We start from the raw sequence: 19,057 nt of genomic DNA on the forward strand, positions 1-19,057 counted from the left end.
TTTCTTTCAACATTGTATTTAAGTGCATTTACCTTTGGTGGCGGTTATGTCATTGTTACGCTGATGAGAAAGAAATTCGTCGGGCAGTTACATTGGATTGAAGAAGATGAAATGCTTGATCTCATTGCCATTGCGCAGTCTGCACCTGGTGCTATTGCAGTCAATGGAGCCATTGTCGTTGGATATAAAATTGCTGGACTCCTTGGTGTCTTTGTGGCTGTGATCGGGACAATCATTCCTCCCTTTACAATCATCTCTCTAATTTCTGTCATCTATGAAATCATCAAAACGAATACAGTCGTAGCCTTGATGCTGCAAGGAATGCAGGCAGGCGTTGGTGCTGTCATTGCATCGGTATGCTTTGAGATGGGAGCTGGAATCTTGAAGGAAAAGACAATCATTTATCCTGTCATTATGGTTGGATCATTCGTAGCTAATTATATTTTTAATGTCAATATTGTCATTGTCATCTTATCATGCATCGGCATTGGACTAATAAGTGCCTTCATCAAGACGAAAGGAAGCGAGCAGTCATGACTTTATTACAGCTTTTCATCAGCTTCCTGCAGGTAGGCGCTCTGAGTTTTGGCGGAGGCTATGCATCCATGCCCCTCATTCAGGAACAAGTGATCAATGTGCATCACTGGCTGACAGTAAGTGAATTTACTGATCTGATATCCATTTCGCAGATGACGCCAGGACCAATTGCAGTGAATTCAGCAACGTTTGTAGGCATAAAGATTGCAGGAATACCAGGGGCTATTGTTGCAACGATAGGGTGCATCCTGCCATCAATACTGTTGGTAACGGTCATTTCTCATTTCTACCTGAAATACCGGAACTTATCATTACTGCAGGAAATACTGAAGATGCTGCGACCTGCCGTCGTATCACTGATTGCCACGGCTGGTGTTTCTATTCTCATCACGGCATTCTTTGGTGAATCAGGACTAATAATCATAAAGAATATCAAATATCAGATGATCGTCATATTCATTATATGCATGGTCATGCTGATGAAATATAAAATGGATCCTGTACTGGTCATGGTGCTAGCAGGGGTTATGAATGTGGCACAGTATTATATTGGCACCTTATTATAAGATTTAAGTAAACAACTACTGGAGAATACTGGTAGCTGTTTTTCATTGCACTTTATTTGTATTGTGCACAATACAATGATAGTGTATAGATGAAAAGAGGTATAGAAGATGAATAAAATATCTATTAACTACTGGTCTGATTATGCATGCCCATTTTGTTTTATTGGTAAAAGTAACTTAGAAGCAGCCATTAAAGAACTTGGGCTAGAAGAACAGGTAGAATTACAAATGCTATCGTTCGAGCTTGATCCAAGTGCTCCTAAAACATATATGGGAGATACAACAAACTTAGTTGCTAAAAAGTATGGTGTATCAAGAGAAAAAGCAAGTGCTGAAATAAAGAAGATTGAAGATATGGGAAGGGAAGCAGGTATTGTCTTAGATTATGCAAATGCCCGTTATACATCAACATTTGACGCCCATAGACTTACAAAGCTTGCCCAGGAGAAATTACCCTTGAATAAGGCTAATCAGTTTATTGCGCGAATATTTAAAGCGATGTTTGAAGAACATACAATGATGTCTGATTTAGAAACATTAAAGCATATTGCATTAGAATATGGTTTGAGTGAAGAAGATGTTAATTCTATTATACAAACAGATGCTTATGCGAAAGATGTGCGCTTAGAAGAAAACCTAGCAACACAATATAATGTTACTGCTGTACCATACTTTGTTTTTGCGAATAAGTATGCTGTTCCGGGAGCACTGCCTAAGGCACAAATGAAAGATGTTCTAAAACAAATTATAGCAGAAGAGAAGATTGTTGTTGAAGGAGAGAGCTGCGGCATTGATGGATGTCAATAGAAAATGGAAAAATGTTGTAATATGGCATACTTTATGATAATATGAACAAGCGTAGAAGAGAAAAGAGGAGGTTATATTGATATGTTAGAAACAATATTATTAATTGTATCAATAGCCCTTATTATTGTATGTCTATTACAATCAGGAAAAACAGACGGTATCGTTAATGCATTAACAGGTCAGAGCTCTAACTTGTTTGCTCAACAAAAAGAGAGAGGTGCTGATCTTGTTCTTACAAGATTAACGATTGGCTTAGGTATTGCATTCTTTGTGATTGCAATCTTGATTAGAATGGGTTCATAGAAATAGGGCACTAAGTGCTCTATTTTTTCTTATGGGAATCTTTAGAAAGATATAACATGAGTGAACTATAATATTGAAAAGTAGGCATTATAATAAAGTATCTAGAAAGGTAAGAAAATGAGAGAAGAAATATTAAGATTATTATCTGATGATCATAATCATGAACGAACAATACAAGATCTCACACGTATCTTTAAGATTAAAAGTGAAGACTTTGCAAATTTCATGAAACTTTTGAATCAATTGGAAGATGATGGTGAGATCGTTAGAGATCAGTTTAATCAATACTTTACACCTGAATCATTAGGTTATTTTAAAGGTATATTACAGCTCAATAAGAAAGGTTTTGGTTTTGTTAAGGTTGCGGAAGACAAGGAATTCTTTGTACGTTCCAATCTTGTCAATGGGGCATTAAATGGTGATACAGTCATCATTCATAAACTCAATGATGATCCTCACAGTGATGAAGCAAGTATTGTAAGAGTCTTAGAACATAATATTAAAGATGTTGTAGGCTTAGTTGTGAAGCTAAAGGGCAAGACTTATGTTAATGCAGATGATTCAAGAATAGGACAAATTCGTATTAATGATGCCCATATTAAAGGTGCTATGCCTGGTCATAAAGTTATTGTTCATATAACAAGCTATAAGCCTTTAAGAGGGGATATTGTTGAAATCATCGGTCATAAGAATGATCCAGGTGTAGATATTCTTTCGATTGTTTATGATCATGGTATTCATATCGACTTCCCTGAAGAAGTCTATCAGCAGGTGGAGAATATTCCTGATGAAATTGATCCTGCTGGCATGAAGGGAAGAACGGATTTACGTGATATGCTTATTGTCACTATTGATGGTGATGAAGCAAAGGACTTGGATGATGCCATTTCATTACGTAAGTTAGAGAATAAGCATTATGAATTGGGTGTTCATATTGCAGATGTTTCTTACTATGTTGAAGAAGGCACACCATTGGATCTTGAAGCTGTTGATCGAGGCACTTCTGTCTATCTTGTAGACCGTGTTATTCCTATGCTTCCACATAAGCTCTCTAATGGTATTTGTTCCCTTAATGAAGGGGTGGATCGTTATACAATTTCATGCTTTATGGAAATCGATCAGAAAGGTCAGGTTGTCGATCATCGTATCTTGCCAACAGTCATTCATTCAACACATCGTATGACATATACTAATGTCAATAAGATACTTGATGGTGATCAGGAAATGCGCAAGAAATATGCGGATTCTGTAGAACTCTTTGAGACAATGAAGGAATTATCGGATATTCTTACAAGAGCTAGAAATATTCGAGGGGCTATTGATTTTGATACGGATGAAGCCAAGATTATTGTTGATGAGAAGGGTAAACCTATTGATGTTCAATTAAGAGTACGTGGTGAATCAGACCGTATGATTGAATCATTCATGTTAGCAGCTAATGAAACAGTTGCTGAACACTTTAAATGGCTTGATGTTCCATTTATTTACCGTGTCCATGAAACTCCAAAGAAAAACAAGCTTGAGCAGTTCTTAGCGATTGCGAAACCTCTAGGTTATAACATTCATGGCTCTCTTGATGACATTAAGCCAAAAGAACTCGCCAAGATCATCACTAAGAGTAAGGGCAAACCAGAACATCCTGTTATTTCTACATTACTCTTACGCAGTATGCAGAAAGCAAGATATTCAGAATTATGCCTAGGACACTTTGGTCTAGCTGATGAATACTATACACATTTCACATCGCCAATTAGAAGATATCCTGATTTACTTGTTCATCGTCTTATTCGCAATTATCTCTTTAATGAAAACTACAGCAATATTGAACATTTTGCTGAGGTTGTCCCTCAGTTAGCTGATAGTTCAAGTGATTGTGAAAAGCGTGCTGTTGATACGGAATATGATGTTGATGATATGAAGAAAGCTGAATATATGAGTTATCATATTGGAGAGAAGTTTAAGGGAATTATTTCTTCAGTCACTTCTTTTGGTTTCTTTGTTGAACTTCCTAATACTATTGAAGGTTTAGTTCATATTACTGACTTAGCTGATGATTATTATATTTATGATGAAAAGCAGTTAATGTTGATAGGACAGAGAACACGCAAGATGTATCGTCTTTCAGATACTGTCGAAGTTATTGTCAAAGATGCTAACAAGCTTGAGAAGCAGGTTGACTTTGTCGATGCGAATAACTATGCAAAATCTAGAAAACCTAGACGTGCTAAGCACTCTTCAATAGCACATCCAACATCAAGAAAACATAAAGAACATCGTGGACAAAGAACACATACACGTGCAAGAAGAAGGGGTGGTAAGCGATGAAAATTGTTGCACAGAATAAAAAAGCTTATCATGACTACTTCATACTTGAATCCTATGAAGCAGGTATTGAATTAAAAGGAACAGAGATTAAATCAGTACGTAAAGGTTCAGCTAATCTTAAAGATAGCTATGTACGTATAAAGAATGGAGAAGCTTTTGTTGTCAATATGCATATTGCTCCTTATGAACAAGGAAATATGTTTAATGTTGATAGTCGTAGAGAACGTAAACTCCTTCTCCATAAAAAAGAAATTAATAAGCTTTCTAAAGCTATTATGGAACAAGGGTTAACCCTTGTTCCTACAAAGCTCTATTTTGGAAATAGTTCAAAACTTAAGATTGAAGTATCATTAGTAAAAGGTAAAAAGCTTTATGATAAGCGTAATGATCTTAAAGAAAAGGCAATGCAGCGTGATATTGATAAAGCCATGAAGAACCGTTACTAAAGATTGATTTTCATGAAATAAGGCTATATACTAAAAGGGCATCAGAAGATGATGCCTGTAATCCGGGGGTGTTCTTGGATTCGACAGGGGTCAGTTTGAATTAGGTTGCAGTCGTCGGGAGACGTTAAACCTCAAAACAAATATCTGGAAACAGAACTAATTACGCTTTCGCTTAGTAGTCGACGTTAGACTCGCGAAATGCTAGCGCATGAGCTCTCACAATCATGCTGTCTAGTAACATAACCTAGTGGGATAAGGGAACTGGGATGTCTCGACTAGAACCTCGAAAATACAGAGAATCGGTAAGTGAAAGACTGCTTGTGGATCGTAGCTTACTTAAATCTATTCGACAAGATAAACTGTAGATGCTTAATATGGGACGACTTTTGGACAGGGGTTCGATTCCCCTCACCTCCACCATGTATATTCACGAATTAAGTTAAAATTCGTTTCAAATAGAAGTTAAGGTAGATTAAAACTACTTTAACTTTTTATTTTATATGTTTACTTATCTATTTAAAAAGAATTATATTTTCTATGAATCCAATATAAAGAAAAAAGTCTGGATTATTCCAGACCTTTTACCATGCGACAGCGATATCTAATTGTGTGCGATTGCTTGAAGCGAAAGTACCAGTATCCACAACAATACCAGCACCAAGTGATGTAGCAACAATTGTACCATATGGTCTTAACCCTAAGTTAGCTGCAACCATCACATAATCACCATACATCTTTACACCATCACCTCTTACCCAATATTGTGCATTATAACCACGTCTTTGCATGTTTCTGACAACACCGGACATATTGAGGTTGTAATATGTTTCTTTACCACTAGGTCCAGTAATAGAACCAGCACTTCTATTTAATCTTGGCCCTCTCCAGTTTTCTGCTTTTACAATTTCAGGATTTCTAACAATGACATTAAGTTGTGCCTGGGTCTGATTACCAGCTGCATCACTAACTGTATATGTTACTGTTTGTGTTCCAATAGAATTCATATTTGGTAAAGTAGCTTTGACATTGGCTTTTAAATCACCATCTTTTGTATCTGTTGCACTAGCAACATAGCTTAAAGCATTAAAGCTATCACCAACCATGGCTTTAACTTCTGTTGTAGTAAGATTAAGAGTAGGGGCAGTAATGTCTTTGACTTCGACATTGTATGTACCCTGAGTCTTATTGCCTGCTTCATCTGTAGCAGTGACATTGATTGTTTGTACACCTAATTGTGTTGTATTGATTGTTGTATCTGAAGTAAGAGTAGCTGTTGAGAAGTTATCTTTTCCTTCAAAGTACGTATTAAGATCAAACTGAGAACCACAATCAACAATATTATTCTTTTGTGTAATAATAGGAGCAACATTATCTAAGACATTGAAATAAACATCTTTTGTAGAAGTATTACCTGCTTCATCATCAACTGTATAAGTAACTTTCTGTACACCAATTTGGCTTGTATTTAATGTATTAGATGCAGTAATGAATGGAGAAACATCACCATCAACATCATCTTTTGCAGTAACATAGTCTAAAGGATTAATTGTTGAGCCAGCAGTGATATCGATAGGCTTCTTTTCATTACCAGTACCTTTATAGTTGGAAGCAACAGAAAGCTTAGGAGCCTTCATATCTTTCACATGCACTGTGATTGTCTTTTCAGCCGTATTATTGGCAGCATCAGTAGCTGTTACAGGAATAGTATAGGTACCAACACCTGTCAGTGAATTGTTTGTATTCGCAATAGTGACTTTAAGACGATTTTTAGGTGTCTTGTTGTCAGTAACCTTGATATCACTAGCTGTTACGATAGAGCCATAGGCTACTGTAAGTTCTTTTGTTTTAATGACAGGAGCTTCTCGGTCAGCACCTGCAAAGCCGACAGCAGCTAAAGATCCTGCAACAAGTACGAAAGGAAAGACAAGCTGTTTTGCTTTTGTTTTTGATATAAATAGGAATTTCATAATAGTTCACCTCTGATAGTTCTTTGGCTAAATTCTTAAGATTTTCTTAAATTACAAACACAATAATATCATGATTTCAAAATAATACCATAAAAACGCCATAATTTATTAAAAAAACATTAATAATATATCTAATTAGATATAAAATAAGCAATAAATGTAAAGCACGCTTGACAATATATCATAAATATTCTAATATATATGTAAAGTAAGCTTTACATAGAGGTGTGCAATGAAGAATAGAATTGAGGAGATTCGAAAAATAAAAGGTATCAGACAGGATGAATTAGGAAAGATGTTAGGCGTCTCTAGACAAACCATTAGTTCATTAGAAAATGGTAGGTATAATCCGTCCATTATGTTGGCACATAAGATTGCGGTATTGTTTGGAATGCATATTGAAGATGTATTTATATTTGATGAAGGAGAGAATGAAAATGAAGTATGATCGAAAGATTATTGTATGTATGATTTTAATAGGTGCTGGGTTGATTATTTCTATATTAAGTTATGCGGGCGTATTGCATGGTGATCGATTTGTAGGCATTGGCAGTGGTTTTATTGGAGTAGGTATTCTCTTCTTCCTGAAACAATTACGCTATATTAAAGATCCTCAATATAAAGAGGAATATGATCTTGCTTTGAAGGATGAGAGATGTAGGTATGTGAGAATGCGTTCATGGGCTTTAGCAGGATATATCATGATTATTGTCTATGCAGTTGGTGGCTTGGTTGCTTATATATTTAGACAAGATTTTCTTGCGAACTTTCTTTTGATGAGTGTTTGTTTTGTGTTATTGGTGTATAGTGTTGCTTATTTCTATCTGAATAAGAAATATTAGTTTGAAAGTGCATTTTGATGCACTTTTTATGTGTTGTCATTGACATTTATATAAATATGTCTATTATATAAATTGTACACAATATAATTACACAAAATATAAGGAGGATTCAAGAATGCGTAGTTACGATTATGATGTTTTATTTATTGGTAGTGGTCATGCCTGCAACCATGGTGCAATTGCTTTAAAGATGGCTGGTAAGAAAGTGGCCATGATTGAAGAAGATAAGAATGGTGGTACTTGTACAAACTATGGCTGTGATGCCAAGATTCTCTTAGATGGACCTTTTGTCTATCAGGAAGGTTTTGCACGTTATAATGATTTAGGAATGCAGACACCTGATATTAACTGGAAGAACTTAATGGCCTATAAGAAGAAACTTATCGGGGCATTTAGTCCATTACTAGGACAGGCATTTGAGAAATATGGTATTGAAGTGCTTAAGGGACATGGCACACTTACTGATGCCCATACTGTTAATGTTGATGGAAAGAATTATACAGCTGAATATATCGTTATTGGTACTGGCGCAAGAGATTCTTCTTTACCAATTGAAGGTGCAAAATATATGCATCATAGTAAAGATTTCCTAGACTTAGATGAAATGCCGGAATCATTATTATTTGTCGGAGCAGGTGTCATTAGTATGGAATTTGCATCAATGGCATTAGCTTTAGGCAAGAAAGTCACAGTTATTGACTTTGCCCCTAGAGCTTTAGCTCAGTATCCAAGTGATTACGTCAACATGATGGTCAAGAAAATGGAGGACTTAGGTGCAACATTTAGCTTTAACCAGAGTGTTCAAAAAGTTGAAAAGACTGATGCAGGTTACATCGTATATACACAGGATCAGACATTTATTGCGGATTATATCGTTGAAGGAACAGGACGAGTAGCTAATGTCGAAAATTTAGGCTTAGAAGCATTAGGTATTGAAGCTTCTAGAAGAGGTATTGTTGTCAATGAATATATGCAGACAAGTGTAGGGAATATCTATGCAAGTGGGGATGTTGTTGATAAACGTATTCCTAAGCTTACACCAACTGCTGAATTTGAATCGAACTATATTGCCTATCATATTCTTGGCATGAATCCAAATCCAATTACATACCCAGCTATTCCAAATCTCGTCTTCACTCTACCTAGAATTGCTCAGGTAGGTGTTACAGTTGATGAAGCAGAAGCTCATCCTGAACTCTATCGAGTAGAACGTATCCCATTTGGTGTATCAAATGAATGGGTGAATAATAGAGAAAAAGAAGCACACTATACATTTATCCTTGATAAGGAAGGCTATCTCGTTGGTGCAGCTATCTATAGTAGTGAAGCAGCAACAATCTTAGACTTCATCACTTTAATCATTAATAAAAAGATGACAGCACTAGATTTAGCATCAATGATCTTTGCCTTCCCAACACAAACATATCAAGTAGTTTTTGCCTTAAAACCACTTCTCAAAAAAGCATAATAAATGAGCACTTCGGTGCTCTTTTTAGCTTTTTCAAAAATATATTGATTTATTTGTCGTATTCCAATATACTCATCTTGTGTGGTAGAAATAGATACGATAGAAACACAATGGCTTACCATGCGAATATTTTAATGATCGATAAAGTGATAAGGGCTTTATCAATGATCATGGTTGATTGAGTTAAAAGCTCGAATTTTATAAGTTGGTTACTTTATAACTATTTTGTGCATTGCACGCAACTTGTGAAACGGTCAATTGAGTATTAAAAGCTAAAATATTTGCTATATAGACTCCTGCCATTCTGTTTAATATTTCGTATATCTTTTTATATCCATTTAGGCTTATTGTTTATACGAATGATTGAGCGCAAGTATGCATGCATGCTTGTGTTTTTTTGTGTAAAGGAGAGTCGAAATGAATCAAAGTAAAGCACCTATTTATGAAGCATTGGAAAAGTTTCGTAAGATGCGTATTGTGCCCTTTGATGTGCCAGGACACAAAAGGGGAAGAGGCAACCCTGAGTTAGTGGAGTTGCTTGGAGAGAAGTGTGTTGGTATTGATGTGAATTCTATGAAGCCACTTGATAATCTATGCCATCCTGTATCTGTTATTAAGGAAGCTGAAGAATTGGCGGCTGATGCTTTTGGCGCTTATTATGCTTTCTTGATGGTTGGTGGAACAACAAGTGCTGTTCAGACAATGATCTTAAGTTGCTGTAAACAGGGCGATAAGATTATTCTACCTAGAAATGTGCATCGTAGTGCTATTAATGCCCTGGTACTCTGTGGGGCTATTCCAGTTTATGTGAATCCAAAAATAGATCATGAACTTGGCATATCGTTAGGAATGGAAATTGAAGATGTTAAAAGTGCCATCGAAAAGAATCCTGATGCAAAGGCAATCTTAGTAAATAATCCTACATACTATGGCATATGTTCTGCCTTGGAGGATATTGTCAAAATTGGACATAAACATGGCATGAAAGTATTGGTTGATGAAGCACATGGGACACATTTCTATTTTGGCAAGAATATGCCTATTACAGCTATGAAAGCAAAAGCTGATATGGCATCCGTCAGTATGCATAAGTCCGGTGGTAGTTTAACACAAAGCTCTTTCTTGTTGATTGGGGAAAATATGAATAAAGGTTATGTGCGACAGATCATTAACCTCACACAAACAACAAGTGCTAGCTATTTACTACTATCATCTTTGGATATTTCTCGACGTAATCTTGCCCTGCGTGGTCAGGAAGCTTTTGATAGAGTGGAATATCTTGCAAGTTATGCAAGAAATGAAATCAATCGTATTGGTGGTTATTATGCCTTTGGTCCAGAACTTATCAACAAGAATAGTATTTATGATTTCGATGTCACAAAGCTATCCATCAATACTCTTGATATTGGACTAGCTGGCATTGAAGTATATGACATCTTAAGAGATGAATATGATATTCAAATAGAGTTTGGTGATTTAGGCAATATACTTGCTTACATTTCGGTTGGTGACCGCAAACAGGATATTGAACGCCTAGTGACTGCTCTTGCCGATATCAAGCGTCGTTATTCAAAAGATCGTACTGGCTTGATGTCCAATGAATATATCAATCCCAAAGTCATCATGTCCCCTCAGGATTCATTCTATGCCCAAAAAGAATCACTACCAATTCAAGAAACAGTCGGTAAAGTCTGCAGTGAATTTGTCATGTGTTATCCTCCAGGAATACCAATCTTAGCACCTGGTGAACTTATTACCGAGGAAATAATTGACTATATTACCTATGCAAAAGACAAGGGCTGCTCTATTACAGGCCCTGTTGATCCATATATTAATGAACTGAATGTCATCAAAGGGAGAGAAGAATAATGGATTTATGGTTCAATGACGAACATACGGATACTGTTAAGCTTTCTATCAAAGTAGAAGAGCAGCTCTTTAGCCAGCAATCATCCGAACAACATATTGATGTTCTTCAAACAAGAGAGTTTGGGAAAATATTGGTTGTAGATGGAGATATCATGTTAACAGAAAAAGATGAATTTATTTATCATGAACTCCTAGTACATGTGGCTATGGCTGTTAATCCCAATATTAAAGAAGTGCTTGTTATTGGTGGCGGAGATGGCGGTGTTGTGCGTGAACTGATGAAGTATGATTCTATTGATATTATTGATGTAGTTGAAATTGATCCGCTCTTAGTAGATGTTTGCAAGAAGTACTTACCTGAGATGGCGAGTTCTCTTGATCATGAAAAGGTGCATATATATCACGAGGATGGTGTTCGTTTTATTCGTTCTCTTGATGATGAGTATGATCTGATTATTATTGATTCACCTAATCCTTATGGAGCGGGGGAAGGCCTATTTACGAGGGAGTTCTATGGGCTATGTCATAAGGCATTACATGATGATGGTATTATGATTAATCAGCATGAAAGTCCCTTTTATCGTGATGAAGCCTTTATGGTACAAAGAATGCATCAGAAAATTGTTCAGTCATTTCCTATTGTAAAGGTCTATCAAGGATTTATTCCTTCCTATCCATCAGGACATTGGTTATTTGGTTTTGCGAGTAAGGCTTATCATCCTTTAGATGATATTAAAGAGGAAGCATGGAATGCGTTAGATATTCCTACAAGATATTATGCAACAAGATTGCATAAAGGTATTTTTGCCTTACCAGTTTATGTAGAGGAGTTGTTGAAAGATGTTGAATAAGAATGTTGTAACATTTATAGGTTGTGATTGTGAATATGAAGATGCCAGAATTGTCCTCTTTGGAGCACCTTTCGATTCGACAACATCCTATCGCCCGGGTACACGTTTTGCGAGCAATGCCATTCGTAATGAATCTTATGGTATTGAAACCTATAGTCCCTATCTTGATAAGGATCTTGAAGACTATCACTATTATTTTGACAGTGGTGATATTGAATTACCAATGGGTAGTAATGAGATGGCATTACAGTCCATCTATGAACGAACAAAAACAATCATCCAAGATGGCAAGTTGCCTTTGATGATTGGAGGAGAGCATTTAGTGACATTAGGAGCTTTCAAAGCAATCTTTGAACAATATCCTGATGTAGAGATTATCCATTTTGATGCGCATACGGATTTACGTGATGATTATCTTGGTGTCAAGTTGTCCCATGCCTGCGTTATTCGTCGTTGTTATGAGTTAGTGGGAGATCATAAGATTCATCAGTTTGGAATAAGAAGTGGGATGCGTGAGGAATTCTTATTTGCGAAAGAACATTGTGATCTTCATAAGTTTAGTTTTGATGGCTTAGAGGAAGTTGTGGAAAGCTTAAAGGGTAAGAAGATTTATTTTACAATTGATTTAGACGTATTAGATCCATCATACTTCCCAGGAACAGGTACACCTGAATATGGTGGGGTCACATTTAAAGAACTCCAACAAGCTATTCATACAGTTATCAGCCAGCTTGATATTGTCGGGATGGATATGAATGAATTAAGCCCCATGCTGGATGCGAGTGGCGCTTCAACGGCATTAGTTTGTAAGTTAGTAAGAGAATCATTATTAGAATTATCAAAAGGAGAAGAAGAAAATGAGTAGAGTATTAGTTATTGGTTGCGGGGGAGTAGCCCAGGTAGCAATTCAGAAATGTTGTCAGGTGGATGATGTCTTTACTGATATCTGTATTGCTTCAAGAACAGTTTCAAAATGTGATGCTTTAAAAGAAAAGCTTGAAGGAAAAACCAAAACAAAGATGACTACAGCTAAAGTCAATGCTGACAACAAAGATGAGGTTGTTGCCCTCATTAAAAGCTACCAGCCAGATTTAGTCATGAATATTGCTTTACCTTATCAGGACCTTACTATTATGGATGCGTGTCTGGAAGCAGGCGTTAACTATATGGATACAGCTAACTACGAACCAGAAGATACGGATGATCCTAGCTGGCGTGCTATCTATGAAAAGAGATGTACAGAAAAAGGCTTTAGTGCTTACTTTGATTACAGCTGGCAATGGGCTTATAAGAAAAAGTTTGAAGAGGCTGGCTTAACGGCATTACTTGGCTGTGGTTTTGATCCGGGTGTAACGCAGGCTTATTGTGCTTATGCGAAAAAGCATGAGTTTGATACAATTGATACCATTGATATTCTTGATTGTAATGGTGGTGATCATGGTTATGCCTTTGCGACAAATTTCAACCCAGAAGTCAATCTAAGAGAAGTCTCAGCCCCAGGTAGTTATATTGAAAATAATAAATGGGTGGAAATTCCAGCCATGTCTATCAAACGTGAATATAACTTTGATGGCGTAGGTAAAAAAGATATGTATTTACTACATCATGAGGAAATTGAATCACTCAATGTCAATATTCCTGAAGCAAAGCGTATACGTTTCTTCATGACATTTGGACAAAGCTATCTTGATCATATGAGATGCTTAGAAGATGTTGGTATGCTTTCAACAAGTCCAGTGATGTTTGAAGGCAAAGAGATCGTCCCAATTAAATTCTTAAAAGCTCTACTTCCAGATCCAGCCACACTTGGAGAACGTACAGTAGGAAAGACAAATATTGGCTGTATCTTTACAGGTAAGAAAGATGGTCAGGAAAAGAGCTACTATATCTATAACATTTGTGATCATCAAGAGTGTTATAAGGAAGTAGGAAGTCAGGCTGTCTCTTATACAACAGGAGTTCCTGCCATGTGTGGGGCACTTATGCTTTTAGAGAAGAAATGGAATAAAGCAGGTGTTTATACGGTTGAAGAGTTTGATCCGGATCCATTTATTGCTGCTCTTGATCAATATGGCCTTCCAAAGAAAGAAAACCATCATCCGGTATTGGTCGACTAATATGAAGAAAACAGAACTACGTACACCATGTTTCATTATTCAAAAAGACAAGCTTATTCATAATCTTGAAATTCTTCATGGAATAAAAGCAAGGACGGGATGTAAAATCCTGCTTGCGCAAAAATGCTTTTCCATGTATGCTCTCTATCCACTTATTGGTCAATATGTCGATGGATGCACGGCAAGTGGGCTATTTGAAGCAAGACTGGGCAGGGAAGAAATGAACAAAGAGAATCATGTCTTCTCTCCAGCATATCGTGAAGATGAAATAGATGAAATCATTGACTATTGTGATGATATCATTTTTAACTCTTTCTCTCAGCTTTCAAAATATCAGAGCCGTGTTCTTGAAAAACATAAGAGCATTGGCTTAAGAATTAATCCAGAATGTTCGACGCAAGTTGGGCATGCCATATATGACCCATGTGCACCATATAGTAGACTAGGGATTACGCTTGAGAACTTTCAACCTGAGTTATTGACACATGTTGAAGGATTGCATTTTCATACCTTATGTGAACAGAATGCATATGATTTAGAAAAGACATTAAAAGCTGTTGAAGAAAAGTTTGGTCAATACATGTATCAAATGAAATGGATCAATTTTGGTGGCGGTCATCACATCACAAGAGAAGATTATGACAAAGAAGTCTTGATCAAATGCATTAAACATGTTCAAGAGGAGTATGATGTTGATGTTTATATTGAACCAGGTGAAGCATTTGTACTTAACGCAGGAACATTGCTTACATCCGTCTTAGAAACAAATTATAACAAGATACAATTAGCCATCCTCGACACATCAGCAGCATGCCATATGCCCGATGTTATTGAGATGCCATATCGTCCACCTTTAAAAAACAGTGGTTTACCTGAAGAAAAAGCCTATACTTATAGATTAGGAGGACCAACATGTCTAGCTGGTGATATTATTGGAGATTACTCTTTTGATGAACCTCTTCATGTTGGTGATCGTCTAGAATTTGAAGATATGGCTCTCTATACAATGGTTAAGACAAACACATTTAATGGCATGAATTTACCTGATATCGTTATTGAAGACAACAACGACTATATCATTCATAAAACATTCGGATATCAAGACTTTAAACGCCGTTTATAGCTTGCGCAAGTGACTCTTGCCATAAAAACAGTTATGCAATGACCGCTTTCTTGTAGAAATCATACCTCCATTCTATAGTGAAAGTGCAAGGAGGAAACGAAATGGAATTCAGTGATTCAATCAAACAATTAAGAAAGGACAACAAGCTGACACAGGAACAACTTGCTAGTAAGCTTCATGTCACAAGACAAGCTATATCAAATTGGGAGAACAACAAGAATCTCCCTGATATTGAGACACTAATTGAAATTGCAACGACATTTCATATCTCCTTGGATCAGTTAATACTTGGAGGTACTAATATGAATAAGATGACTGAAAAATTAATCGAAGATGGTAATACAGGAAGAAGTGCTAAGATGAATCTTATCGCTACAGTTATTGGCGGATTCTTAATGCTTGGAGGGCTTGCCTGCTTTATCATTAAGTCACTATCTGTAGAATACATTGATGCAAAAGGTATTCTTCATGAGAACTTCTTCTTGATACCAGTTGGATTCGCATTCCTGGCGACAGGCATTTTGGTGATTGTCGTAACACTTGGTGCCTTTCTCTACAACAAGAAGCGTTTATCAAAGTAAAAGAAAGCTGTGAGATGCATTTACATCTCACAGCTTTTTGTGACACAAATATAATAGAATCTCCATGACCTCAATAATATTAGTGGCGAGAGAGGAGGTACTTATGAGAACTATTAATAATGCATCACCAACACTATAACCAAAATATATTCCCTTAAATTTTATTAGTCAACATAATGAGCATATCTTAAAAATAATCTAAAAGAAACCAGTGATTCAAATTATTGATATGTATTAACAAAAAAAGGACAAGAGGTTGCATCTCTTGTCCTTTCGCTATGCTTGGACAGCATGTTCGCAAGTAGAGTATATCCTAATGAAACATCCAAGTCAATATGACATAGCCCTCGGCAATTTTCATTGTATGAAAAGGTCATCTTTTCATGAGTAAAATACATTTTTCTGACGAATAAATATACAGAAGCATTTCCTTCGCCTCCGATTTGTGGCGAGAAAGGAGGGGCTTGGATGGGCATGCTCATCTGGATCTCTAAGTGCTTCGCTGAAGCAATCATTTCCCTGATTGCTCAAAGAGTACTGAAGATTTGTCTCAGACAGATTAAGGCGATCCTCAACCATCGCTCGAGCTAGACCTCGTTAAAAGTTAGAAAGGACAAGAGCTAGCATCTCTTGTCCTTTCACTATGCTTGGATAGCATGTTCGCAAGTAGAGTATATCGAAATGTATGAATCAAGTCAATATAATAAAAAAGATGCCTAAGCATCTTGAAATTTCTATGGCTGGGGTAGTAGGATTCGAACCTACGAATGGCAGATTCAGAGTCTGCTGCCTTACCGCTTGGCTATACCCCAATCGCAGTGCCTAATTAATATAACGCAGTATAAAAGCTAATGCAAGTAGAAATTTAAAAAAATGAAAATAAATTGAAAAAAGTATGAAAAATGCAGTAAAATAAGAATTATGTGAATAAAGAAAGGTGATCATATGTCGAAAATAGGTATTATCTTTGTATCCGTACATCATGAAAATACATTAAAGGTATTACAGGCTATGAAAGATGAAGTAGAGCTTGACTTAATACCAATAAATTATGTGAAAAGTGCAGATCTTAGTCAGTATGATTATCTAGGATTTGCATCTGGTGTCTATTATAATAAGTTATCTAATGCTTTAATGAAACAGATTAAGAATTTAGATCTAAGTAATAAGAAAACTTTTATTGTCTATACATGTGGTAGCCATTATAAGAAGTATGAAGCTGAAGCAGAAGAAATCTTGAAAACAAAAAGTACTTATTTAGGCACATACTATTGTAGAGGCTATGATACCTTTGGCCCTTTGAAGCTTATTGGTGGTATTGCAAGAAAGCATCCTAGCATTAAGGATATACGCTTGGCACAGGCTTTTATTACTGATATTATCTTACGATAATTCGACATTTCCACGTGAATATCATAAATACGGTGATTAGGGTTGAGATAGTATCAAAAAAATGTAAAATGAGATATGTTGAGATAAATAAAGATAAATTAGGGAGGGAGTTATATGAGTAAATCTAAGTTTTTTTCATTATTACTAACAGCTACTTTAGTTCTTCCGCTTACATATACACAGGTTTCTAGCGTTAACGCTACTGATTTTTCAGGCAAAGAATCTAAGTATTATAAATTATGTTCTTCTTCATCATTGAGTACAGGTAATAAGAAGACATGTAAAGAATTTAATAGTTATTTAAAAGATCAATCATCCAATCTAAAAAATCAGATTGCTGATGCAAAAAAGGCAATCGAAGAAACACAGAAGAGTGTTGATGAAATCGTAAAGTCTTTAGATACAATCAATGGTCAGATAGCAGATAATACAAATAAGATTAATTATGTTACAACAGCTATCACAAATACAGAAAATGAAATCAAGACCAAGAAAGAAGAATTAAAAGCAAGATTATATTCTGTACAGAGTCAGTTAAATACAAATATGTATGCTGATTATTTACTTGGGGCAGCTTCATTTGGTGAGTTCTTCTCTAGAGCTGCTACTCTAGGCGATCTTACAAGCTATGAAAATGACTTAGTTAATGAAATTCATGCGAAAGAAAATGAACTCAAAGCTGAACAAGCAACACTTAAGTCTGCAAAAGAAGCATTGGCTGTCCAAAAACAAGCAGCAACAAAGCAACAGGCTGAATTAGTTGCTAAGGTAACTGGCCAGAAGGCTTCATTAAATGCTTCACAACAACAATTAAATCAGAATACTGATAATATTGAAGTCATTGCTAAAAACATGGCTGATATTGAAAAGGCTGATAAATTAGCAGAAGTAAAAGGCGTTACACAGGCGGTAGAAGATCATCCTGCTCAGCAGCAACAAGTAGCACCTAGTCAGCCAGCAACACCAGCTAAGAACAATACATCAAATAATTCGAATAACACAAATAAAAATACAAACACTAATAAGCATCAATCTCAATCCAATAATAACGCGTCTAAACCTGCTCCAGCACCAGCACCAACACCTGCACCTAGTCAGCCAGCAACACCAAGCAATCAGTCTAAGGGACTTGCGATTGCGAATACGGCATTAAGTAAACAGGGATCTAATTATGTATGGGGTGCTGCAGGACCTAATACATTTGACTGCTCCGGTTTAGTATGGTGGGCACATAGACAGAATGGTGTCAATTTCGGTCGTTGTTCTACACAGGTACTTGTCAATATGGGAAAGGCAGTAAGTCGTGGAAATCTTCAGGCTGGTGATATTATTCTCTTTAGTAGTAATGGCTCTAAGAGTGGCGTACACCATGTTGGTATTTATGTTGGTGGTGGTAATATGGTACATGCACCAAGAACAGGTGATGTAGTCAAGGTTGTCAATATCAACAGTGGTTACTACAATAGACAATATTTTGTAGCTAGAAGATTATATTAGTCATATATGAGGCATAAGTTTATACTTATGTCTTTCGTATTATAGAACTAGAAGTTATTCAAGTAATAATTCTAGTTTTTTATTTTATCTAGATGTGATATCATTTCACTGAAGAGAAGTTAGTCATTATAACTTGAGACATCCATAAGGTAAGCTCGTAAACAACGATTGATAGCTATGACTATTAATGTATCGTTCTTCTCTTCACTAAATAAACGTACTGACTAGAGGTTGCTTATATTTAACTTCTAGTCTTTTATTTTGTAGGCATACATTATAATAGACTTAAGAAAGCAGAGAGATCATGTCTTGGAAACACAGCTGTGATTTCGTTAAAAAAAGTTCTCTGCTTCCTTTTATGACATG

18 protein-coding genes, 1 tRNA gene and 1 other RNA gene are annotated in these 19,057 nt (G+C 36.1%); 18 read left to right on the forward strand and 2 right to left on the reverse strand.

Annotated features, from left to right (window positions below):
* From T529_RS0109725 to ssrA, 7 genes are all read left to right on the forward strand, one after another.
* A partial coding sequence (locus T529_RS0109725) for a chromate transporter (RefSeq protein ID WP_033163417.1) occupies positions 1–537 on the forward strand: 537 nt, incomplete at its 5' end.
* Entirely contained in the window at positions 534–1,103 is a 570-nt protein-coding gene (locus T529_RS0109730) for a chromate transporter (protein ID WP_033163418.1), read from the forward strand. The genes T529_RS0109725 and T529_RS0109730, both read left to right, overlap by 4 nt.
* Positions 1,104–1,211: 108 nt before the next feature.
* Positions 1,212–1,910 (forward strand): DsbA family oxidoreductase, encoded by a 699-nt coding sequence (locus T529_RS0109735; RefSeq protein WP_051646956.1) that lies wholly within the window; start codon positions 1,212–1,214, stop codon positions 1,908–1,910.
* A gap of 81 nt (positions 1,911–1,991) precedes the next feature.
* Positions 1,992–2,213 (forward strand): preprotein translocase subunit SecG, encoded by a 222-nt coding sequence (secG, locus tag T529_RS0109740; protein ID WP_033163419.1) that lies wholly within the window; start codon positions 1,992–1,994, stop codon positions 2,211–2,213.
* 117 nt (positions 2,214–2,330) lie between these two features.
* Positions 2,331–4,538, forward strand: a complete 2,208-nt coding sequence (gene rnr / locus T529_RS0109745; RefSeq protein WP_051646957.1) for a ribonuclease R — start codon at positions 2,331–2,333, stop codon at positions 4,536–4,538.
* Positions 4,535–4,984 (forward strand): SsrA-binding protein SmpB, encoded by a 450-nt coding sequence (smpB, locus tag T529_RS0109750; RefSeq protein ID WP_033163420.1) that lies wholly within the window; start codon positions 4,535–4,537, stop codon positions 4,982–4,984. The genes rnr and smpB overlap by 4 nt, the downstream gene beginning before the upstream one ends.
* A 64-nt stretch (positions 4,985–5,048) precedes the next feature.
* Positions 5,049–5,404: a transfer-messenger RNA gene (gene ssrA / locus T529_RS12890) on the forward strand.
* A 161-nt stretch (positions 5,405–5,565) separates the two neighbouring features.
* Here ssrA and T529_RS0109755 read toward each other — a convergent pair.
* The gene (locus tag T529_RS0109755; RefSeq protein ID WP_051646958.1) at positions 5,566–6,951 is read right to left on the reverse strand and encodes an immunoglobulin-like domain-containing protein; all 1,386 of its coding nucleotides are present in this window, start codon (positions 6,949–6,951) and stop codon (positions 5,566–5,568) included.
* Positions 6,952–7,183: 232 nt separating this feature from the next.
* On the opposite strand from T529_RS0109755, the gene T529_RS0109760 reads away from it, so the two are divergent.
* The 9 genes from T529_RS0109760 (at position 7,184) to T529_RS0109800 (ending at position 15,802) form a co-directional block, all read left to right on the forward strand.
* Entirely contained in the window at positions 7,184–7,399 is a 216-nt protein-coding gene (locus tag T529_RS0109760) for a helix-turn-helix transcriptional regulator (protein ID WP_033163421.1), read from the forward strand.
* Entirely contained in the window at positions 7,389–7,793 is a 405-nt protein-coding gene (locus T529_RS0109765; protein WP_033163422.1) for a DUF2178 domain-containing protein, read from the forward strand. Before T529_RS0109760 ends, T529_RS0109765 begins: the two co-directional genes overlap by 11 nt.
* A 115-nt stretch (positions 7,794–7,908) precedes the next feature.
* Positions 7,909–9,261, forward strand: coding sequence for a dihydrolipoyl dehydrogenase family protein (locus tag T529_RS0109770; protein WP_033163423.1), 1,353 nt, complete (start codon positions 7,909–7,911; stop codon positions 9,259–9,261).
* 417 nt (positions 9,262–9,678) lie between these two features.
* The gene (locus tag T529_RS0109775) at positions 9,679–11,130 is read left to right on the forward strand and encodes an aminotransferase class I/II-fold pyridoxal phosphate-dependent enzyme (RefSeq protein ID WP_033163424.1); all 1,452 of its coding nucleotides are present in this window, start codon (positions 9,679–9,681) and stop codon (positions 11,128–11,130) included.
* The gene (gene speE / locus T529_RS0109780) at positions 11,130–11,981 is read left to right on the forward strand and encodes a polyamine aminopropyltransferase (protein WP_033163425.1); all 852 of its coding nucleotides are present in this window, start codon (positions 11,130–11,132) and stop codon (positions 11,979–11,981) included. Before T529_RS0109775 ends, speE begins: the two co-directional genes overlap by 1 nt.
* Complete coding sequence (gene speB / locus T529_RS0109785; protein WP_033163426.1) at positions 11,971–12,846, forward strand: agmatinase; 876 nt, start codon at positions 11,971–11,973, stop codon at positions 12,844–12,846. Before speE ends, speB begins: the two co-directional genes overlap by 11 nt.
* A complete protein-coding gene (locus T529_RS0109790) occupies positions 12,839–14,098 on the forward strand; it encodes a saccharopine dehydrogenase family protein (RefSeq protein ID WP_033163427.1) in 1,260 nt (419 codons plus the stop codon). The genes speB and T529_RS0109790 overlap by 8 nt, the downstream gene beginning before the upstream one ends.
* A gap of 1 nt (position 14,099) precedes the next feature.
* Positions 14,100–15,221 carry a carboxynorspermidine decarboxylase gene (nspC, locus tag T529_RS0109795; protein WP_033163428.1) on the forward strand — a complete coding sequence of 374 codons (1,122 nt, stop codon included), beginning with the start codon at positions 14,100–14,102 and terminating at the stop codon, positions 15,219–15,221.
* Between the two features lie 101 nt (positions 15,222–15,322).
* On the forward strand, positions 15,323–15,802 hold the full coding sequence (locus T529_RS0109800; RefSeq protein WP_033163429.1) for a helix-turn-helix domain-containing protein: 480 nt from the start codon (positions 15,323–15,325) through the stop codon (positions 15,800–15,802).
* A 737-nt stretch (positions 15,803–16,539) separates the two neighbouring features.
* Here T529_RS0109800 and T529_RS0109805 read toward each other — a convergent pair.
* Positions 16,540–16,614 (reverse strand) — tRNA-Gln (locus T529_RS0109805).
* 133 nt (positions 16,615–16,747) lie between these two features.
* Here T529_RS0109805 and T529_RS0109810 point away from each other — a divergent pair.
* A complete protein-coding gene (locus T529_RS0109810) occupies positions 16,748–17,194 on the forward strand; it encodes a flavodoxin family protein (protein WP_033163430.1) in 447 nt (148 codons plus the stop codon).
* Positions 17,195–17,308: 114 nt separating this feature from the next.
* The gene (locus T529_RS0109815; protein ID WP_033163431.1) at positions 17,309–18,691 is read left to right on the forward strand and encodes a C40 family peptidase; all 1,383 of its coding nucleotides are present in this window, start codon (positions 17,309–17,311) and stop codon (positions 18,689–18,691) included.
* Positions 18,692–19,057: the final 366 nt, after the last annotated feature.

The organism is Sharpea azabuensis DSM 18934, from assembly GCF_000702165.1.
Taxonomy (GTDB): Bacteria; Bacillota_I; Bacilli_A; order Erysipelotrichales; family Coprobacillaceae; genus Sharpea; species Sharpea azabuensis.

Coding starts and splice junctions, on each gene's coding strand:
- speB (WP_033163426.1), top strand. CDS start 11,971: ATGTTGAATAAGAATGTTGTAACATTTATAGGTTGTGATTGTGAATAT.
- T529_RS0109800 (WP_033163429.1), top strand. CDS start 15,323: ATGGAATTCAGTGATTCAATCAAACAATTAAGAAAGGACAACAAGCTG.
- secG (WP_033163419.1), top strand. CDS start 1,992: ATGTTAGAAACAATATTATTAATTGTATCAATAGCCCTTATTATTGTA.
- T529_RS0109815 (WP_033163431.1), top strand. CDS start 17,309: ATGAGTAAATCTAAGTTTTTTTCATTATTACTAACAGCTACTTTAGTT.
- T529_RS0109810 (WP_033163430.1), top strand. CDS start 16,748: ATGTCGAAAATAGGTATTATCTTTGTATCCGTACATCATGAAAATACA.
- smpB (WP_033163420.1), top strand. CDS start 4,535: ATGAAAATTGTTGCACAGAATAAAAAAGCTTATCATGACTACTTCATA.
- T529_RS0109755 (WP_051646958.1), bottom strand. CDS start 6,951: ATGAAATTCCTATTTATATCAAAAACAAAAGCAAAACAGCTTGTCTTT.
- rnr (WP_051646957.1), top strand. CDS start 2,331: ATGAGAGAAGAAATATTAAGATTATTATCTGATGATCATAATCATGAA.
- T529_RS0109735 (WP_051646956.1), top strand. CDS start 1,212: ATGAATAAAATATCTATTAACTACTGGTCTGATTATGCATGCCCATTT.
- T529_RS0109765 (WP_033163422.1), top strand. CDS start 7,389: ATGAAGTATGATCGAAAGATTATTGTATGTATGATTTTAATAGGTGCT.
- nspC (WP_033163428.1), top strand. CDS start 14,100: ATGAAGAAAACAGAACTACGTACACCATGTTTCATTATTCAAAAAGAC.
- T529_RS0109770 (WP_033163423.1), top strand. CDS start 7,909: ATGCGTAGTTACGATTATGATGTTTTATTTATTGGTAGTGGTCATGCC.
- T529_RS0109760 (WP_033163421.1), top strand. CDS start 7,184: ATGAAGAATAGAATTGAGGAGATTCGAAAAATAAAAGGTATCAGACAG.
- T529_RS0109775 (WP_033163424.1), top strand. CDS start 9,679: ATGAATCAAAGTAAAGCACCTATTTATGAAGCATTGGAAAAGTTTCGT.
- T529_RS0109790 (WP_033163427.1), top strand. CDS start 12,839: ATGAGTAGAGTATTAGTTATTGGTTGCGGGGGAGTAGCCCAGGTAGCA.
- speE (WP_033163425.1), top strand. CDS start 11,130: ATGGATTTATGGTTCAATGACGAACATACGGATACTGTTAAGCTTTCT.
- T529_RS0109730 (WP_033163418.1), top strand. CDS start 534: ATGACTTTATTACAGCTTTTCATCAGCTTCCTGCAGGTAGGCGCTCTG.